The organism is Alsobacter sp., from assembly GCF_059501845.1.
In genome coordinates this window covers 172,737-187,367 of the sequence record NZ_JCACDK010000018.1, presented here as the reverse complement: position 1 = coordinate 187,367, position 14,631 = coordinate 172,737, and the positions used below count along the sequence as shown (strand labels likewise).

At 67.4% G+C, this 14,631-nt stretch carries 18 protein-coding genes and 1 tRNA gene; 10 read left to right on the top strand and 9 right to left on the bottom strand.

All coding sequences use genetic code 11. The annotated features are described in order from the left end of the window. Window positions 1-36 precede the first annotated feature (36 nt). A complete protein-coding gene (locus AC5JCN_RS15780) occupies window positions 37-507 on the bottom strand; it encodes an Rrf2 family transcriptional regulator (RefSeq protein ID WP_495756034.1) in 471 nt (156 codons plus the stop codon). A 143-nt stretch (window positions 508-650) separates the two neighbouring features. On the opposite strand from AC5JCN_RS15780, the gene AC5JCN_RS15775 reads away from it, so the two are divergent. The 6 genes from AC5JCN_RS15775 to AC5JCN_RS15750 all read left to right on the top strand — a co-directional run bounded on the left by AC5JCN_RS15775 (window position 651) and on the right by AC5JCN_RS15750 (window position 4,605). After that, window positions 651-854, top strand: a complete 204-nt coding sequence (locus AC5JCN_RS15775) for a hypothetical protein (RefSeq protein ID WP_495756033.1) — start codon at window positions 651-653, stop codon at window positions 852-854. 58 nt (window positions 855-912) lie between these two features. After that, entirely contained in the window at window positions 913-2,355 is a 1,443-nt protein-coding gene (ccoG, locus tag AC5JCN_RS15770) for a cytochrome c oxidase accessory protein CcoG (RefSeq protein WP_495756032.1), read from the top strand. A 13-nt stretch (window positions 2,356-2,368) separates the two neighbouring features. Beyond that, window positions 2,369-2,569 carry a YgaP family membrane protein gene (locus tag AC5JCN_RS15765; RefSeq protein WP_495756031.1) on the top strand — a complete coding sequence of 67 codons (201 nt, stop codon included), beginning with the start codon at window positions 2,369-2,371 and terminating at the stop codon, window positions 2,567-2,569. A gap of 28 nt (window positions 2,570-2,597) precedes the next feature. Then, the gene (locus tag AC5JCN_RS15760) at window positions 2,598-2,963 is read left to right on the top strand and encodes a carboxymuconolactone decarboxylase family protein (protein ID WP_495756030.1); all 366 of its coding nucleotides are present in this window, start codon (window positions 2,598-2,600) and stop codon (window positions 2,961-2,963) included. A gap of 119 nt (window positions 2,964-3,082) precedes the next feature. Beyond that, the gene (locus AC5JCN_RS15755; protein WP_495756029.1) at window positions 3,083-4,372 is read left to right on the top strand and encodes an NAD(P)/FAD-dependent oxidoreductase; all 1,290 of its coding nucleotides are present in this window, start codon (window positions 3,083-3,085) and stop codon (window positions 4,370-4,372) included. Between the two features lie 29 nt (window positions 4,373-4,401). Then, a complete protein-coding gene (locus AC5JCN_RS15750) occupies window positions 4,402-4,605 on the top strand; it encodes a YgaP family membrane protein (RefSeq protein WP_495756028.1) in 204 nt (67 codons plus the stop codon). A 19-nt stretch (window positions 4,606-4,624) separates the two neighbouring features. Here the strand turns inward: AC5JCN_RS15750 and AC5JCN_RS15745 are convergent, their stop codons facing one another. Continuing rightward, complete coding sequence (locus tag AC5JCN_RS15745; RefSeq protein ID WP_495756027.1) at window positions 4,625-4,969, bottom strand: ArsR/SmtB family transcription factor; 345 nt, start codon at window positions 4,967-4,969, stop codon at window positions 4,625-4,627. 107 nt (window positions 4,970-5,076) lie between these two features. Here AC5JCN_RS15745 and AC5JCN_RS15740 point away from each other — a divergent pair, with 107 nt between their 5' ends. Together AC5JCN_RS15740 and AC5JCN_RS15735 are read left to right on the top strand one after the other, a co-directional pair. Continuing rightward, complete coding sequence (locus tag AC5JCN_RS15740; protein ID WP_495756026.1) at window positions 5,077-6,066, top strand: efflux RND transporter periplasmic adaptor subunit; 990 nt, start codon at window positions 5,077-5,079, stop codon at window positions 6,064-6,066. Further along, a complete protein-coding gene (locus AC5JCN_RS15735; protein WP_495756025.1) occupies window positions 6,063-9,311 on the top strand; it encodes an efflux RND transporter permease subunit in 3,249 nt (1,082 codons plus the stop codon). The genes AC5JCN_RS15740 and AC5JCN_RS15735 overlap by 4 nt, the downstream gene beginning before the upstream one ends. A gap of 227 nt (window positions 9,312-9,538) precedes the next feature. On the opposite strand, the gene AC5JCN_RS15730 is transcribed toward AC5JCN_RS15735, so the two are convergent. The 5 genes from AC5JCN_RS15730 to AC5JCN_RS15710 all read right to left on the bottom strand — a co-directional run bounded on the left by AC5JCN_RS15730 (window position 9,539) and on the right by AC5JCN_RS15710 (window position 11,494). After that, window positions 9,539-9,907 (bottom strand): hypothetical protein, encoded by a 369-nt coding sequence (locus tag AC5JCN_RS15730; protein WP_495756024.1) that lies wholly within the window; start codon window positions 9,905-9,907, stop codon window positions 9,539-9,541. Between the two features lie 8 nt (window positions 9,908-9,915). Further along, window positions 9,916-10,263 carry a hypothetical protein gene (locus tag AC5JCN_RS15725; RefSeq protein WP_495756023.1) on the bottom strand — a complete coding sequence of 116 codons (348 nt, stop codon included), beginning with the start codon at window positions 10,261-10,263 and terminating at the stop codon, window positions 9,916-9,918. A 3-nt stretch (window positions 10,264-10,266) separates the two neighbouring features. After that, on the bottom strand, window positions 10,267-10,665 hold the full coding sequence (locus tag AC5JCN_RS15720) for a hypothetical protein (RefSeq protein ID WP_495756022.1): 399 nt from the start codon (window positions 10,663-10,665) through the stop codon (window positions 10,267-10,269). Continuing rightward, complete coding sequence (locus tag AC5JCN_RS15715) at window positions 10,662-10,982, bottom strand: hypothetical protein (protein ID WP_495756021.1); 321 nt, start codon at window positions 10,980-10,982, stop codon at window positions 10,662-10,664. Before AC5JCN_RS15715 ends, AC5JCN_RS15720 begins: the two co-directional genes overlap by 4 nt. A gap of 436 nt (window positions 10,983-11,418) precedes the next feature. Then, window positions 11,419-11,494: transfer RNA gene (locus AC5JCN_RS15710), tRNA-Ala, on the bottom strand. Between the two features lie 142 nt (window positions 11,495-11,636). On the opposite strand from AC5JCN_RS15710, the gene AC5JCN_RS15705 reads away from it, so the two are divergent. Together AC5JCN_RS15705 and AC5JCN_RS15700 are read left to right on the top strand one after the other, a co-directional pair. Further along, window positions 11,637-12,827, top strand: a complete 1,191-nt coding sequence (locus AC5JCN_RS15705; protein WP_495756020.1) for a sensor histidine kinase — start codon at window positions 11,637-11,639, stop codon at window positions 12,825-12,827. Then, on the top strand, window positions 12,824-13,201 hold the full coding sequence (locus AC5JCN_RS15700) for a response regulator (protein WP_495756019.1): 378 nt from the start codon (window positions 12,824-12,826) through the stop codon (window positions 13,199-13,201). Before AC5JCN_RS15705 ends, AC5JCN_RS15700 begins: the two co-directional genes overlap by 4 nt. A gap of 3 nt (window positions 13,202-13,204) precedes the next feature. Here the strand turns inward: AC5JCN_RS15700 and AC5JCN_RS15695 are convergent, their stop codons facing one another. Further along, window positions 13,205-13,738, bottom strand: coding sequence for a P-loop nucleotide/nucleoside kinase family protein (locus tag AC5JCN_RS15695; RefSeq protein ID WP_495756018.1), 534 nt, complete (start codon window positions 13,736-13,738; stop codon window positions 13,205-13,207). Further along, entirely contained in the window at window positions 13,735-14,628 is an 894-nt protein-coding gene (locus tag AC5JCN_RS15690) for an ROK family protein (RefSeq protein WP_495756017.1), read from the bottom strand. Before AC5JCN_RS15690 ends, AC5JCN_RS15695 begins: the two co-directional genes overlap by 4 nt. Window positions 14,629-14,631: the final 3 nt, after the last annotated feature.

Below are 14,631 nucleotides of genomic sequence, written 5' to 3'. Positions count from 1 at the left end.
CACAACGCCTGCGCGGCGAAGCGCGGTACGTGATCGTCAGGCCGCCTGCGTCCGCTGCAGCGGACGCGCAGCCTCGTCGAGGCCTAGGCGGTGCAGAATGGGTTCCCGGTCACGCGCGATGTCTGCGACCGTCATCCCGTCGAGTACCGCCAGAAAGGCCGCGAGTGCCCGCTGCATGCCCCGCGAAAGGTCGCAGGCGCCGCACAGGGGGCAGGTGTTCGTCGCCGGGTCGAAGCACTCAACGAGGGAGAGCCCGTCCTCGGTCAGGCGCACCACCTCGCCAACCGTGATGGCGGCCGCCGGCCTCGCCAGGCGAAATCCGCCGCCGCGTCCGCGGACGTTCTCCAGATAGCCCCAACGCCCAAGCTGGTGGACGCATTTGACGATGTGCGTGCGAGGGATGACGTGGGCGCGCGCGACCTCGTCCACCTGGCTCAATGCATCGCCCCGAAGGGCCGCGAACATCAGCGTGCGCAGGGCGTAGTTGGTGAAGGCCGTGAGCCGCATCGAACCCTCTCCTGCTAAAGTTGGATACGTGATCTACCTTATAGCATGCTAAAGCTCGACGGCGTATCTAAGTTTCAATACGGACCTATACGGGCCCGTTTCAGCCGGAGCCCCCGTCCGGCGGATCTCTCGAGGAGACCGCCATGCTTCGCCTTGCCGTCCTCATGTGGGCACTGACCGGCACCACGCTCGCCGGCAGCTTCATCCTCGCCGTCGTCAGCGTGCCCAGCCTTGCCGAGCAGGGGATGCGGCTCGTCCCGATCGCTGGGATCGCCGGGTTCGTGGTCGCCATCCCGCTCGGATTTGTCGTGGCCCGCAGCATCATCGGCGGGACGCGACCGGCCTGACCGAGCGCCGGTCCGTCCAACCTCCAGTCCCCGATATCCCCACGAAGGACAACGCGTCATGGCCGACGGCGACACGATCATCGAGGGCCCGCTCTACGCGCCCCGCAAGAAGGTCTACCCGCAGGCGGTGCACGGCACGTTCCGGCGCATCAAGTGGGGCCTGCTGGTCGCGACGCTCGCGGTCTACTACCTGCTGCCCTTCGTGCGCTGGAACCGCGGCCCCAACCTGCCGGACCAGGCGGTGCTGGTCGACCTGCCGCACCGGCGCTTCTACTTCTTCTGGATCGAGCTCTGGCCGCAGGAGGTCTACTACTTCACCGGCCTGCTCATCATCGCCGCCATGGCGCTGTTCCTGATGAACGCGGTCGCCGGGCGCATCTGGTGCGGCTATCTCTGCCCGCAGACCGTCTGGACGGACCTTTTCTACGCGGTCGAGCGCTGGGTCGAGGGTGACCGGCGCGAGCGCATGCTCAAGGACAAGGGCGCCTGGACCGTCGACCTCGTCTCGCAGCGCATCCTCAAGCACTCGATCTGGCTGATCATCGCGTGGTGGACGGGCGGCGCCTGGGTCCTCTATTTCGCCGACGCGCCGACGCTCGTGGGCGATCTCGCCACGCTGCAGGCTCCGTGGATCGCCTATCTCTGGATCGCCATCCTCACCTTCACAACCTACGCCCTCGCCGGCCACATGCGCGAGCAGGTGTGCATCTACATGTGCCCCTGGCCGCGCATCCAGGCGGCGCTGACAGACGAGTGGGCGCTCAACGTCACATACCGGCGCGACCGGGGCGAGCCCCGCATGTCGGTGAAGAAGGCCGAGCACGCCCGCGAGGCCGGGCTGCCGGCGGGCGACTGCGTCGACTGCAACCAGTGTGTGGCGGTGTGCCCGACCGGCGTCGATATCCGCAACGGCATTCAGCTTGGCTGTGTGCAGTGCGGCCTGTGCATCGACGCCTGTGACACCGTCATGCGCCAGATCGGCCGGCCCGACCGGCTCATCGCGTATGACACGGACATCAACATCGCCCGCCGCGCGGCGGGGGAGGCGCCCGTCTACCGCATCGTCCGGCCACGCACGATCCTCTACGCCGCCGTCATCGCCATCGTCGGTGCGGTGATGGTGTGGTCTCTCGCCACGCGCGGCACGATGAGCGTCGCCGTGCTGCACGAACGCAACCCGCTGTTCACGCGGCTCTCCGATGGCGCCGTGCGCAACGACTTCACGATGCGCTTCCTGAACAAGCGCCCAGTCGACAGGGCGATTGCGCTGACACTCGAGAATGCGCCCCCCGGCGCGGTCATCAAGGCGCCTGGAGTGGACGCGGCTGCCGGCGGAACCCTGCAGGTCGTCGTCGGCCCCGACCAGACGCGGCAGGTGCGCGTGTCGGTCACTGTGCCGAAGGACGCCTTGCCGTCCGGCTCCATAGAGATCGGCTTCCGCGGGACTGACATGGAGAGCGGCGAGGTCTCCGTCGCGCGCGAGCATTTCATCCCGAACTGACAGGAGACGCCTTATGACCAGGAACCTCGGCGGCCTTGACCGCCTGTTGCGCTTCTATCTCGGCCTCGCGCTGATCGCCTGGGCGCTGCCCTACTGGGCGCCGGACACCAGCTGGAACTGGATGGGCTGGCTCGGCCTGCCGCTGGTCCTCAGCGCCCTTGCGGGCAGCTGCAAGCTCTACATGGTCGCCGGTCTGTCCACCTGTCAGCGGTAAAGAGTGCGGAAAGCGCGAGGAGCCGGTGATGCATCTGGACTGGAAGGATCTCGCAGCGGGTCTTCAGCACCCGCTCAAGCAGCTCCGCGGCGGAGCGGCAGATGTGATGCGTGCCTTTTCAGGCATGGCGCAAGGTGCGCTAACGGCTGGTGCGCTCGACCCGAAGACGAAGGAACTGATCGCGCTTGCCATCAGCGTAGCGATCCGCTGCGACGACTGCATCGCGTTCCACGCCAAAGCTGCCGTCCTGCGGGGCGCAACCCGCGAGGAGGTGCTGGAGACGCTCGGCATGGCGATCTACATGGGCGCGGGGCCTACGGTCATGTACGCCAGCCACGCGATCGAGGCCTTCGACCAGTTTTCCGCAGCCGAGCCTCCGGCCGGTACGATCTGACGTGCGACCATCGGCGGATGCCGATTGCGCTTGATATTATCGATTATACGAATATATGATAACAGAAGGCCGGCCGAGCCCGAAGAGCACTGACGGCGACATCCCACGGAGGATTTCCCATGGCACACATCGTCGTCCTCGGCGCCGGCCTCGGTGGCACCATAACGGCCTACGAGATGAAGCAGGCCATGCGGCCCGGCGACCAGATCACGGTCGTCAACAAGGGCTCCACCTACAGCTTCGTTCCTTCCAACCCGTGGGTCGCCGTAGGCTGGCGCGAGAAGGAGGAGATCGAGGTCGATCTTGCTCCCGTCATGCAGCGAAAGGGCATCGGATTCCGGCCCGAAGGGGCGAGGCGTCTTCACCCGAAAGCGAACCAGATCGAGCTGAACGACGGCACGATGCTGGATTACGACTATCTCGTCATCGCCACCGGGCCTGAACTCGCCTTCGACGAGATCGAGGGGTTTGGCCCGCAGGCCTACACCCAGTCCGTCTGTCACGTCGACCACGCCATGCAGACCCGCGCGGCATTCGAGGGGCTCGTGAAGACCGGCGGCCATGCCGTCATCGGCGCGGCGCAGGGCGCGTCCTGCTTTGGCCCTGCCTACGAATTCGCTTTCATCCTGGAGACTGCGTTGCGGCGCAAGAAAGTGCGCGACCGCGTGCCGATGACCTTCGTGACGCCGGAGCCCTATATCGGCCATCTCGGCCTCGACGGTGTCGGCGACACCAAGTCCCTGCTCGAAAGCGCGCTGCGCGAGAAGCACATCAAATGGATCACCAACGCCAAGGTCGCGAAGGTCGAGGCCGGCTTGATGCACGTCGAGGAAGTGAACGACGACGGATCGCTCAAGACGAAGCACACACTGCCTTTCGCTTTCTCGATGCTGCTCCCGGCTTTCCGGGGCGTGGAGGCGGTGCGCGGAATCGAGGGGCTCACCAATCCGCGCGGCTTCATTCTGGCTGACAAGCACCAGCGCAATCCGACATTCCCGAATATCTTCTCGGTGGGCGTCTGCGTGGCCATCGCGCCGCAGGGCAAGACGCCGCTGCCGGTCGGCGTGCCCAAGACCGGCTTCATGATCGAGTCCATGGTCACGGCTACCGCGCAGAACATTGGCGCGCTGCTGCGCGGCGAGGAGCCGAAGGCGATGGGCACCTGGAACGCGGTCTGTCTTGCCGACTTCGGCGACAGCGGCATCGCCTTCGTCGCCCAGCCGCAAATCCCGCCACGCAACGTCAACTGGTCAGCATCCGGAAAGTGGGTGCACGCGGCCAAGATCGGTTTTGAGAAATACTTCCTCCGCAAGATCCGGCAGGGCAAGAGCGAGACCTTCTACGAGAAGCTCGCGCTCGACTTGCTGGGAATATCCAAACTCAAGGAAATCCACGAGGAGGTGGCCTGAGGCCGCCTTCCGACCTTCAGGAGTCTCAAATGACCGTCGATCGTGCCGTTTTAGTTTTTGCCGGCCTCATGGTTCTGCTGTCGGCCGCTCTCGCCTACTTTGTGTCACCCTGGTTCCTGCTGCTCACCGTCTTCGTCGGGCTGAACATGATCCAGTCCGCCTTCACCGGGTTCTGCCCGGCGGCGATGATCTTCAAGGGCATGGGCTGCAGGGTGGGCGAAGCGTTTCGCTGAGCCGAGCGACGACCGATCGTCAGGCCCGGGCCCGCGCCTTGCGGACCTGGGCTCCCGGCTCCTCCGCCGGACAGAAGGTCTTTTGAAGCACGTCCATGACACGGACCACGCGCTCGTCCGCGAGGCCATACCAGATGGTCTGGCCCTCGCGACGGGTCTTCACGAGGCCGTCCTTGCGAAGCAGGGCGAGATGCTGAGACGCCACGCTCTGGCGCACGCCGAGTTGCTCGGCGAGTTCTCCGACGGACGCCTCTTTGCCGATGATGGAGCAGAGGATGCGCAAGCGAACAGGACTTGCCAGCGATTTCAGGAACTCGCTTGCTTCGTCGGCGGCGGCAGAAAGGGCGTCGGCATCAGTGATCATGGCTTAAATAATTGCGGATCTTCGAATACATGTCAACCTGAGCCGGCACAGCCCGGCACGCCGCTTTCCCCCGGCGGGCGTCTCGCGATCAAACAGGATTCGTCATCATGCGGAAGGCTCTCGCTCCCGCAGCGCTACTGCTCGCCTTGCTGAATGCCCTGCCCGGTGCCGCGGCTGCCGAAATAGTTCTCCAGGCCGCAACCGTGCCCGACCGCAAGGCCGTGTTCGGCCAGGTCCAGAGCCGCGATACGGTTCCGGCGCGTGCCAGGATCGGCGGCACGCTGCTTTCGCGAGCCGTCGAAGAGGGGACGGCGGTGAAGGCCGGCGAAATCATCGCGGTCGTAGGGGACGAGAAGCTCGCCTTGCAGCTGCAGGCGACCGACGCGCGCATCAAGGCGCTGCAGGCGCAACTCGCCAACGCACAGTCCGACCTGGAGCGGTCCCAGTCGCTCATGAGCCGCGGAGCGGAAACGCAAAGCCGTCTCGACCAGCTGCGCACCGCCGTGAACGTTTACACCAACCAGCTCGAGGCTGCCCGGGCCGAGCGCGCCGTCATCGTTCAGCAGACGGCGGAAGGACAAGTGCTCGCGCCGAAGGACGGACGGGTCCTCACGACACCCGCCGTCACCGGCTCCGTCGTCATGCCGGGAGAGACCATCGCCCGCATCGCCGCGAGCGGGTACTATCTGCGCCTCGCCCTTCCCGAACGCCATGCCGGCCATGTGAAGGTGGGCGACCCCGTGAGCATCGGCGGGCGCGGCCAGGCGGCAGGCGCCGAGGGCGGCCCGCGCCGCGAGGGCCGCATCGTCAAGGTCTATCCCGAGCTGGAAGCTGGCCGAGTCATTGCCGACGCCGAAGTCGACGGGCTCGGCGACTTCTTCGTCGGTGAGCGCGTGCCGGTGTGGATCACCGTTGCGGAGCGGCAGGCGCTGATCGTGCCGCAGGACGCCGTGACGACGCGCAGCGGTGTTGACTACGTCCGGGTGGCGGGGGAGGGCGGCACCCTCGACGTTCCCGTCGTGCTCGGCCCCGCCGCCGGCGGCAAGGTCGAGATCCTGTCCGGCCTGCGCGCCGGCGACCGCGTGGTGACGCCATGAGCGCACCGGCGCATGCGCCGCGGCGCCTCGGCCTCGCCGGCGCGCTGACGAAATCCTTCATTCGTTCGCCTCTGACGCCGCTCTTCCTGCTCGCCTCGTTTGCGCTTGGCCTCGTGGCTCTGGTCACGCTGCCACGCGAGGAGGAGCCGCAGATCTCGGTGCCGATGGTGGACATCATGGTGCGTGCCGACGGGCTCAAGGCCGAGGATGCGGTGAAGCTCGTCACCGAGCCGCTGGAGACCATCGTCAAGGGCATCAACGGGGTCGAGCACGTCTACTCGCAGACCCGCGACGACAGCGTCATGGTGACCGCCCGTTTCCTCGTCGGCACGCCGTCGGATTCCGCCATCCTCCGCGTGCACGAAAAAATCCGCGCCAATCTGGACAGGATCCCCGCAGGCATACCCGAACCCCTGATCGTCGGGCGCGGCATCGACGATGTCGCCATCGTCGTGCTCACTCTCACGCCCAAACCCGGTGCCGCCGCGCGCTGGGACGCCAACGGGCTGACCAGGGTTGCGCGAGAGCTGCGCACTGAACTCGCGAAACTGGACGATATCGGCCTCACCTATATCGTGGGTGAGCAGCCCGAGCAGATTCGTGTCGAGCCGGACCCCGAGGCGCTCGCCCGCAGCGGCGTCACGCTGCAGCAGCTCGCCGCCAAGCTGGAAGGCGCCAACCGCTCCTTCGAGGCCGGGCAGGTCCGCGAGGGCGGGCGGCAGCTGGCGCTGGTGGCCGGCCAGACCCTCCAGGGAGCGAACGAGATCGGCAACCTTCTTCTCACGACGAGGGACGGACGGCCCGTCTACGTGCGCGACGTCGCTCGCATCACGCTGGAGACCTCACCGGCCGAGAGCCGCGTGTCGAGCCTTGTGCGCGATGCCGGGGCCGAGGGAGGCTTTGCGTCCACTCCGGCCGTGTCCATCGCTCTCGCGAAACGCGCAGGGGCCAACGCGGTCGTCATCGCCGACCGGATCACCGAAAGCCTCGGTCACCTGAAGGGCAGCGTCGTCCCCGACGACGTGGTCGTGACCGTCACGCGCAATTACGGCGAGACTGCCAACGAAAAGGCGAACGAGCTCCTCTTCCACCTCGGCCTCGCGACAGTCTCCATCGTGCTGCTGGTCGCCGTCTCGATAGGCTGGCGCGAGGCGCTGGTGGTTGCGGTCGTGATACCCACGACGATCCTGCTCACGCTCTTCGCTGCGCGGCTGATGGGCTACACGCTGAACCGCGTCAGCCTCTTCGCGCTCATCTTCTCCATCGGCATCCTCGTCGACGACGCCATCGTCGTGATCGAGAACATCTCCCGCCACTGGGCCATGGGGGACGGGCGCACGCCGGTGCAAGCCGCCATCGACGCGGTGGCCGAGGTGGGCAATCCCACCATCGTCGCGACACTCACGGTGGTCGCCGCGCTGCTGCCGATGCTGTTCGTGTCCGGGATGATGGGTCCCTACATGAGCCCCATCCCGGCCAACGCCTCGGCGGCGATGATCTTTTCCTTCTTTGTCGCGGTGATCCTGACGCCCTGGCTGATGCTGAAGATCGCCGGACGGGCCCTTGCTGCGGGAGAGGCCGGTTCAGAACAAGGTCACGGACACGGTGACGTCGGCCGGCTCGGCCAGCTCTACCTCGCCGTCGCAAAGCCCATCCTCGCCTCCAGGGCAAGGGCCTGGACCTTTCTCCTGCTCGTCGGCGTCGCCACGGTCGGTTCGCTCGCGCTCTTCGCCACGAAAGACGTGACGGTGAAGCTGCTGCCCTTCGACAACAAGCCGGAGCTGCAGGTCGTCGTGGACCTGCCCGAGGGCTCTTCCGTCGAGGACACCAGCCGCACCCTCCAGGAGATCGCCCGCCGACTTTCGGCCGTGCCCGAGGTGGTTTCCTTCCAGACCTATGCCGGCTCCGCCGCCCCGTTCAACTTCAACGGACTCGTACGCCACTACGCGCTGCGCACTTCGCCCGAGCAGGGCGACGTTCAGGTGAACCTGACCCCGAAGGCCGAGCGCCAGCGGGCAAGCCACGCCATCGCGCTCGACATGCGCCACCGTCTCGCCGACCTGCCGGTTCCGAATGGCACCAGCATCAAGGTCGTCGAGCCGCCGCCCGGCCCGCCCGTGCTGTCCACGCTGCTGGCCGAGATCTACGGGCCGGACCCCGAGACGCGGCGCGCCGTAGCGACCAAGGTCCGCGTGGCCTTCGCCACCGTGCCCTTCATCGTCGATGTCGACGACAGCTTCGGCACGCCGGCCCCGCGCCTGCGCGTCACGCTCGACCAGGACAATCTCGAGTTCCACGGCGTCGAGCAGCGCGACGTCTACGACACGTTGCGCACGCTCGAGGGCGGGGCGACGGTCGGCTATTCCCACCGCGGCGGCCGCCGCCAGCCCATCCCGATCCGGCTGGAGCTCTCCAAGGCCTCGCGCGTGCTCGACGAGAGGGCGCTGACCACGCCCGTCCCCGCCAACGCCTTGCCCGGCAACCGCACGGTGGTTGAGCTCGGCGACGTCGTGAGCGTCCGGCAGGAGCCCTCCTCCTTCCCCGTCTTCCGGCACAATGGCCGGGCGGCGGAGATGGTGACGGCGGAGCTCGCCGGGGCCTTCGAGGCGCCGGTCTACGGCATGCTCGCCGTCGACGACGCGCTGGCCAGGATCAACTGGGGCACGCTTCCCAAACCCGAGATCGTGCTACACGGCCAGCCGCTCGACGAGGGCAAGCCGGTGCTGCTTTGGGACGGCGAGTGGGAGGTGACCTGGGTGACCTTCCGCGACATGGGCGGCGCCTTCATGATCGCGCTCGTCGGCATCTACATCCTCGTCGTCGCGCAGTTCGGCTCGTTCAAGCTGCCGCTCGTCATCCTCACGCCCATCCCGCTCACCTTCATCGGCATCATGCTCGGGCACTGGCTGTTCCACGCGCCTTTCACCGCGACCTCGATGATCGGCTTCATCGCGCTGGCCGGCATCATCGTCCGCAACTCGATCCTGCTCGTCGACTTCATCCGCCACGCCGACCGCCAGGGCCGTGGCCTGCGCGACATCGTGCTGGAGGCCGGCGCCATCCGCTTCAAGCCGATTCTGCTCACGGCGCTCGCGGCGATGATCGGCGCGGCGGTGATCCTCGCCGACCCGATCTTCCAGGGGCTGGCCATCTCGCTCCTGTTCGGGCTGGCCTCGTCGACGCTGCTCACCGTCTTGGTGATCCCGGCCATCTACATCGTGCTGCGCGGGGGCAAGGCGGCCTGAGGTCCAGAACCAGCGGTTCAAAGCCTTGCTGCTGCTCGGGAGCAAAACGACAGATCCCGTGAGGCCTGGTCGTCCAGGCATCACGTTTGCGGGGCGGCCTACCCTTCGCTTTCCCAACCTGGTCAAGGTTGTGTTCGAGGGGCTGAGGGGCCATCAGGCTGCAGTTCACCATGTGCGCAGCGGCTAATCGAAGCCCATTCGGCTCGATCGGGGTGTAACCGTCCTCGTCAGGTGCCCGCCGCTTCGGGCCGGTTTGGATCGACTATGATGGGCAGGGCTTCATCCCACTGCTCTTCAACGGCGGGAGCCACCCTCAGCCTGTCTAGGTCGCGAACATGTTCAAGATGGCACCACATATCGAACAGCATCTTGTAGCGGGGCATGTCTTTCAATGCGTTGGCCTCAATGAGGCACGCCCGCGCCTGAGCGAGTGCCGTCTCCATCGCCGTGAGGTCGGCAAGGATCACCGCATCATTCGCCCGATGGAATACAACCGTGGCGACTGTTGGCGCGCTCGCTGCAACACTCGGGGCTGCGGGTGCGGCCAGTGCGGCAACACTGGTCGTCATGAGGGTACGACGATCTATCGTGGGCATGGCGTTCCTCACGGCCTGTAGTCGTATTTTTTCATGAGCGCGCGCTCGGCCGCGTACAGCTCGGATTCCAGAAGGTCGAACGGCTCGCGGCAATCACCCATCCGGTCGAAGATGCCCGCAAAGGCGTAATTCAGATCACGGTGATAGGATGACCGGTCGGCGCCTTGCAGGACGATGCGCTTGCCCAACTCGTAGGCGCGAACATTGGCCCGGAGCTTTCTCGCGGCCTCCCGGAAAAACTCGACGGTCAACCCATCCGGCAACGGGTAATAGGGAGCGGGCAGCGCAGGCGTGGCGATCAGGGCCAGCCCGCCCGCGAGTATGGCGCGCCGATCCATCGTGGGTCGTTGCAGCATGGCTTACGCCTTCCCTGTCAGATCGTCATGGACGTGCATGAACCGGACGGCCAGCTCGACGCCTTTGGCGTAGGCTAGCGCGTGGCACATCAGGCGCTCCACCGCGGGGGCCGCTTCATCGTCCACCCACGCATTGGCTCCGATGATGTCCGCGCAAAGCCGGCGAAGCGGACGCAACGCGGCGGCGAGGTCGCGATACTCTCCCCACTCGTCGAGACGTTGGGAGAGGCTGAACACGCGGCGCGCCAGAACATGCCCGTCGGCATAGACGCGGGCGTTGGCCTTGAGCTGACCGAGGCTGTCGTTCGCGTAGTCGTTATCGGCCAGCCCGTGAAATCCGATCACGTTGGTAACGAGCGATCGAAGCGCGGCGTAGTCCGCGAGGATTTCATCCTCGGTCACGATTGCGGCTCGGATTTCAGAGTGTCGCGCGCGCGGATGCGAGCGATCTCGAAGAGCTGGCGCGCGTGGCCTTCCGCGATGAACGCCGCCGACACCACACCATGCCAGTCGAGATAGCTGCCGCCTCCCCTCATCTCGTCCAATCGGCTCTGCGCGAGTTGAATAAAGCGCTCGGACAATCCGGCAGCGACGGCAGGGTTCAGGCGACGACAGCGATCCTCGTCGATTTGCGGTTCTCTCGCTTCATGGGTGGCAGCCAAGGCTGGTGCCGGAAGGGCAGCGAGAGGCAGGCCAAACAAGGCACGGCGGTTCAGCATCGGCGTTCTCCGGCGCAAAAAGGCGCGTTTGGCGGCCAGAGACTGGCAACCATGGGACAGGTTTCAACGCGGCGATGGGAGGATTCTGCCAGAGGCTTTGCGGCCTGTGAATCCCATTTTGAAACAAAAAAGATCGATCCCTTGGCGGCCTTCCGACACTCCATGAAAATGGCGGAACAGGGCCCGGCCCGAGCCCGGCGGGCACTGCGTGGGTGCGCCCGCGTTGCTCCCGCACCCGAGAGTTCGCGATCGACGAAATCCGGCCGGAACGAAACCCGTGCCGCGCGCCGAAAAGGGAACCGTGTCGCAGTTTGCCGACGCGCAGGAACGACGCCGAAATCCCTGCACCCGAACGGCGTACGCGTGGGCTACGCAGGTCTCTCCGGACTTGCGCCAAGCGTCTGAAACGGATCAGTTATTTTGTCACAGCAAACCCTGGTGGAGCTGAGGGGATTCGAACCCCTGACCTCTGCAGTGCGATTGCAGCGCTCTCCCAACTGAGCTACAGCCCCTTTCCGGGTGCGGCCTTTTAGGGGCAGGGGCGTTGCCCTGTCAATCGGCAAAGCGGGCGCTCACAGCCGCCTGCGGCCGAGACCGGCGGAACCTTCGGCGCTGCCGTGCGTTCCCAACTGTTGTCCCCGGGAGGTTCCCCCGATGCTCGACTTCATCGGGCGACTTTTGTCTTCAGACACGCTGTCCCCGCACGGCTACTGCCTCACCTGGCGTCCCGAATTGATCTGGACGCACGTCGTGTCGGACGCGCTGATCGGCACGGCCTATTTCTCCATCCCCGTGGTGCTCGCCGTGCTCGCCTTCCGCCGCCCGGACGTGGGTTTCGGCTGGGTGTTCTGGTGTTTCGCTCTGTTCATCACGGCCTGCGGCACGACGCATTTCTTTTCCATCTGGACGCTCTGGCGTCCCGACTACGGGGCCGAGGCGCTCATCAAGGCCGCCACCGCGGCTGCATCCGTCGCCACCGCCGCCGCACTCTGGCCGCTGCTGCCGACAGCCCTCGCGCTGCCTTCGCCGAAGCAGCTTCGAGCGATGAACAGCGACCTCAGCGCCATGGTGGCCGAGCGAGATGCCGCGCTGCAGGCGATGCAGGCGGCGATGGAGGAGCGTGAGCGCGCCCATGACATGCTGCGGCAAGCGCAGAAGATGGAGGCCGTCGGCCAACTCGCCGCCGGCATCGCGCACGACTTCAACAATCTCCTGACCGCCGTCACCATGAACCTGGCCCGCGCCGAGCGCGGCCTCGGCGAGGAACAGGCCGGTGCGCGGGTCGCGATCGCCAATGCGGGGGAGGGCGCGCGCCGGGCCGCACAGCTCACCTCGCAGCTTCTGTCCTTTGCGCGTCGGCAGGAGTTGAAGCCGGAAGTGCTCGACCTGACGGAGGTCGCCCGGCAATTGCAGCCGCTCGTCAGCGGCGCGGCGGGCGGCCTGGTCGAGATCGAGATTGAGGCGGACTCGTCGCCCGTCCTGGCGCTGCTGGACCGCAATCAGCTGGAGAGCGCCATCATCAACCTTGCCGTCAATGCGCGCGACGCCATGCCCGAGGGTGGGCGAGTCGTGATACGGACTAAGGTGCTGCCGGGCGATACGGCGACGATAGAAGTTCAGGACGAGGGCGAGGGCATGCGGGAGGAAGTCCGCAGGAGGGCTGTCGAGCCGTTCTACACGACGAAGCCCGTGGGCCGCGGCTCGGGCCTGGGGCTCAGCCAGGTTCTGGGCTTCGTCCAGCAATCGCAGGGCGAACTGGCGATCGAGAGCGAGCCCGGGCGCGGCACGCTGGTGCGGCTCACCTTTCCGCTCGTGGCGGCAGCATCCGCGGAGGCCGCCGGATGACCACGGGCGCAGGCGGAAAGCTCGTTCTCCTCGTCGAGGACGAGCCGTTGATCCGGGAGGTCGTCGCGCTCGAACTCGAGGATGCCGGCTTCGAGGTGGTGCAGGCGGGAGACGGCGGCGAGGCCGTCGCGGCGCTCGCCTCACGTGCGCCAGACCTGCTTTTCACCGATATCAGGCTACCGGGCCCGCTGACCGGCTGGGATATCGCCGACAGGGCCCGTGAACTGCGGCCCGCCCTGCCGATCATCTATGCCACGGGCTATGCGGATTCCCGCAACCGGCAGCTGGAAGGCAGCATCCTGCTGACCAAGCCCTTCTATCCCGCGCAGGTGCTCGTCGCCGTCCGCGACCTCGGCATGCTGCCGCGCGACTGACGCTCAGCCCTTGAAGGCCTCCATCACGCGCCGTGCGAGCTCCGGCCCGTTCACCGGCGAGGTCGTGTCGACGGCGATCGCGGCGCCACGGCCCAGCGGCGCCGCGCGGGCCGCGAGCGGAGCGATCTCCGGAATGTATTCCGCGCCGGGATGGCCGGGATGCCGCGAGCCGAGCCGGGCGCTGTAGCGTTCGACGATCACCTCGGCGGGTGCGTGGCACCACAGTTCCACCGTCGCCCCGATCCTCGCCCGGGCCAGGTGCGCCTCCAGGATCTCGCGCGGCTCGAAGCCGAACCACGCGTCGACCACGACGCCGACCGGGTCGGGCCAGTCGGCCACCACCGACCAGATCGCCTGCGAGCTCGCCCGCCCGAGGGCCCGGTTCCAGGCGCGGTCGCCCGTGCCGAGGTGGTCGAAGAACGGCTCCTTGACCGTGTCGAGGATCAGGAGCGGCCACCCGGTCGCGTCGGCGACGGCGCGGGAGACGCTTGTCTTGCCGCTGGCGGGGATGCCGTTGACGAGGATGGCGCGTCTCATAGGGCAGCCTCCGCGCCGGCGAGGGACAGCGCGGCGGCGGCGCACCCGACCATCCCGGCATCGCCTCCCAGGATGGCCGGTGCGATCTCGGGGCGGAACCACGGCGACTCCGGCGGGCAGAGCGCCAGCGCCGCGCAGGCCGCGGTCCCGAGCCCGCCGCCGACGACGACGAGGCGCGGGTCGAAGCACGCGGCGAGCGTGTCGATCCCGGCGCGCAGGGCGCGGGCCCAGGCCAGGGCCGCATGGCGTGCGGGGGTCTCGCCTCCTTGCCGGGCGGCAGCCACCATGTCCTCGGCACGGGTTCCTGCGGGCAGGCCGGCCCTCGCCATCAGCTCTCCCAGCGCGGGGCCGGCGGCGAGCGCCTCGAAGCAGCCGCGACGCCCGCAGGCGCAGGTGGGGCCGTCGAGGGCGACGGAGAGGTGGCCGAGCTGGCCGGCATTGCCGCCGCCACGCCATGGCCGGCCCGCCGACAGCACCGCGCCGCCGATCCCCGTCCCGACCGCGATCATGACCACCTCGGCCTGTCCCCGGGCCGCGCCGAAGGCATGCTCTCCCGCGAGCGCCATGGCGACGTCGTTGTCGAGCGCGACGGGGCGGTTGAACGCGCCTTCGAGCCGGCCGACGAGATCGATCCCCGACAGGTCGACATATCCGCCCGACAGGGCCCGGCGGCGCCCGTGGTCGACGCGGCCGGGTACTCCGATGCCGATGGCGGCGACCTCGGGCCGGATCAGCCGGCCGGCGAGGTCGCAGACGATGCCCGCGAGGCGGCCGGGGTCACGGTCGACCGGCATGGAGAGGCGCTCCAGGATCGCGCCGCCGGACGCGACACGGGCGGCACGCAGGTTCGTGCCGCCGATGTCGATCCCGATGGCGGTGGCGCCCGGCATGCC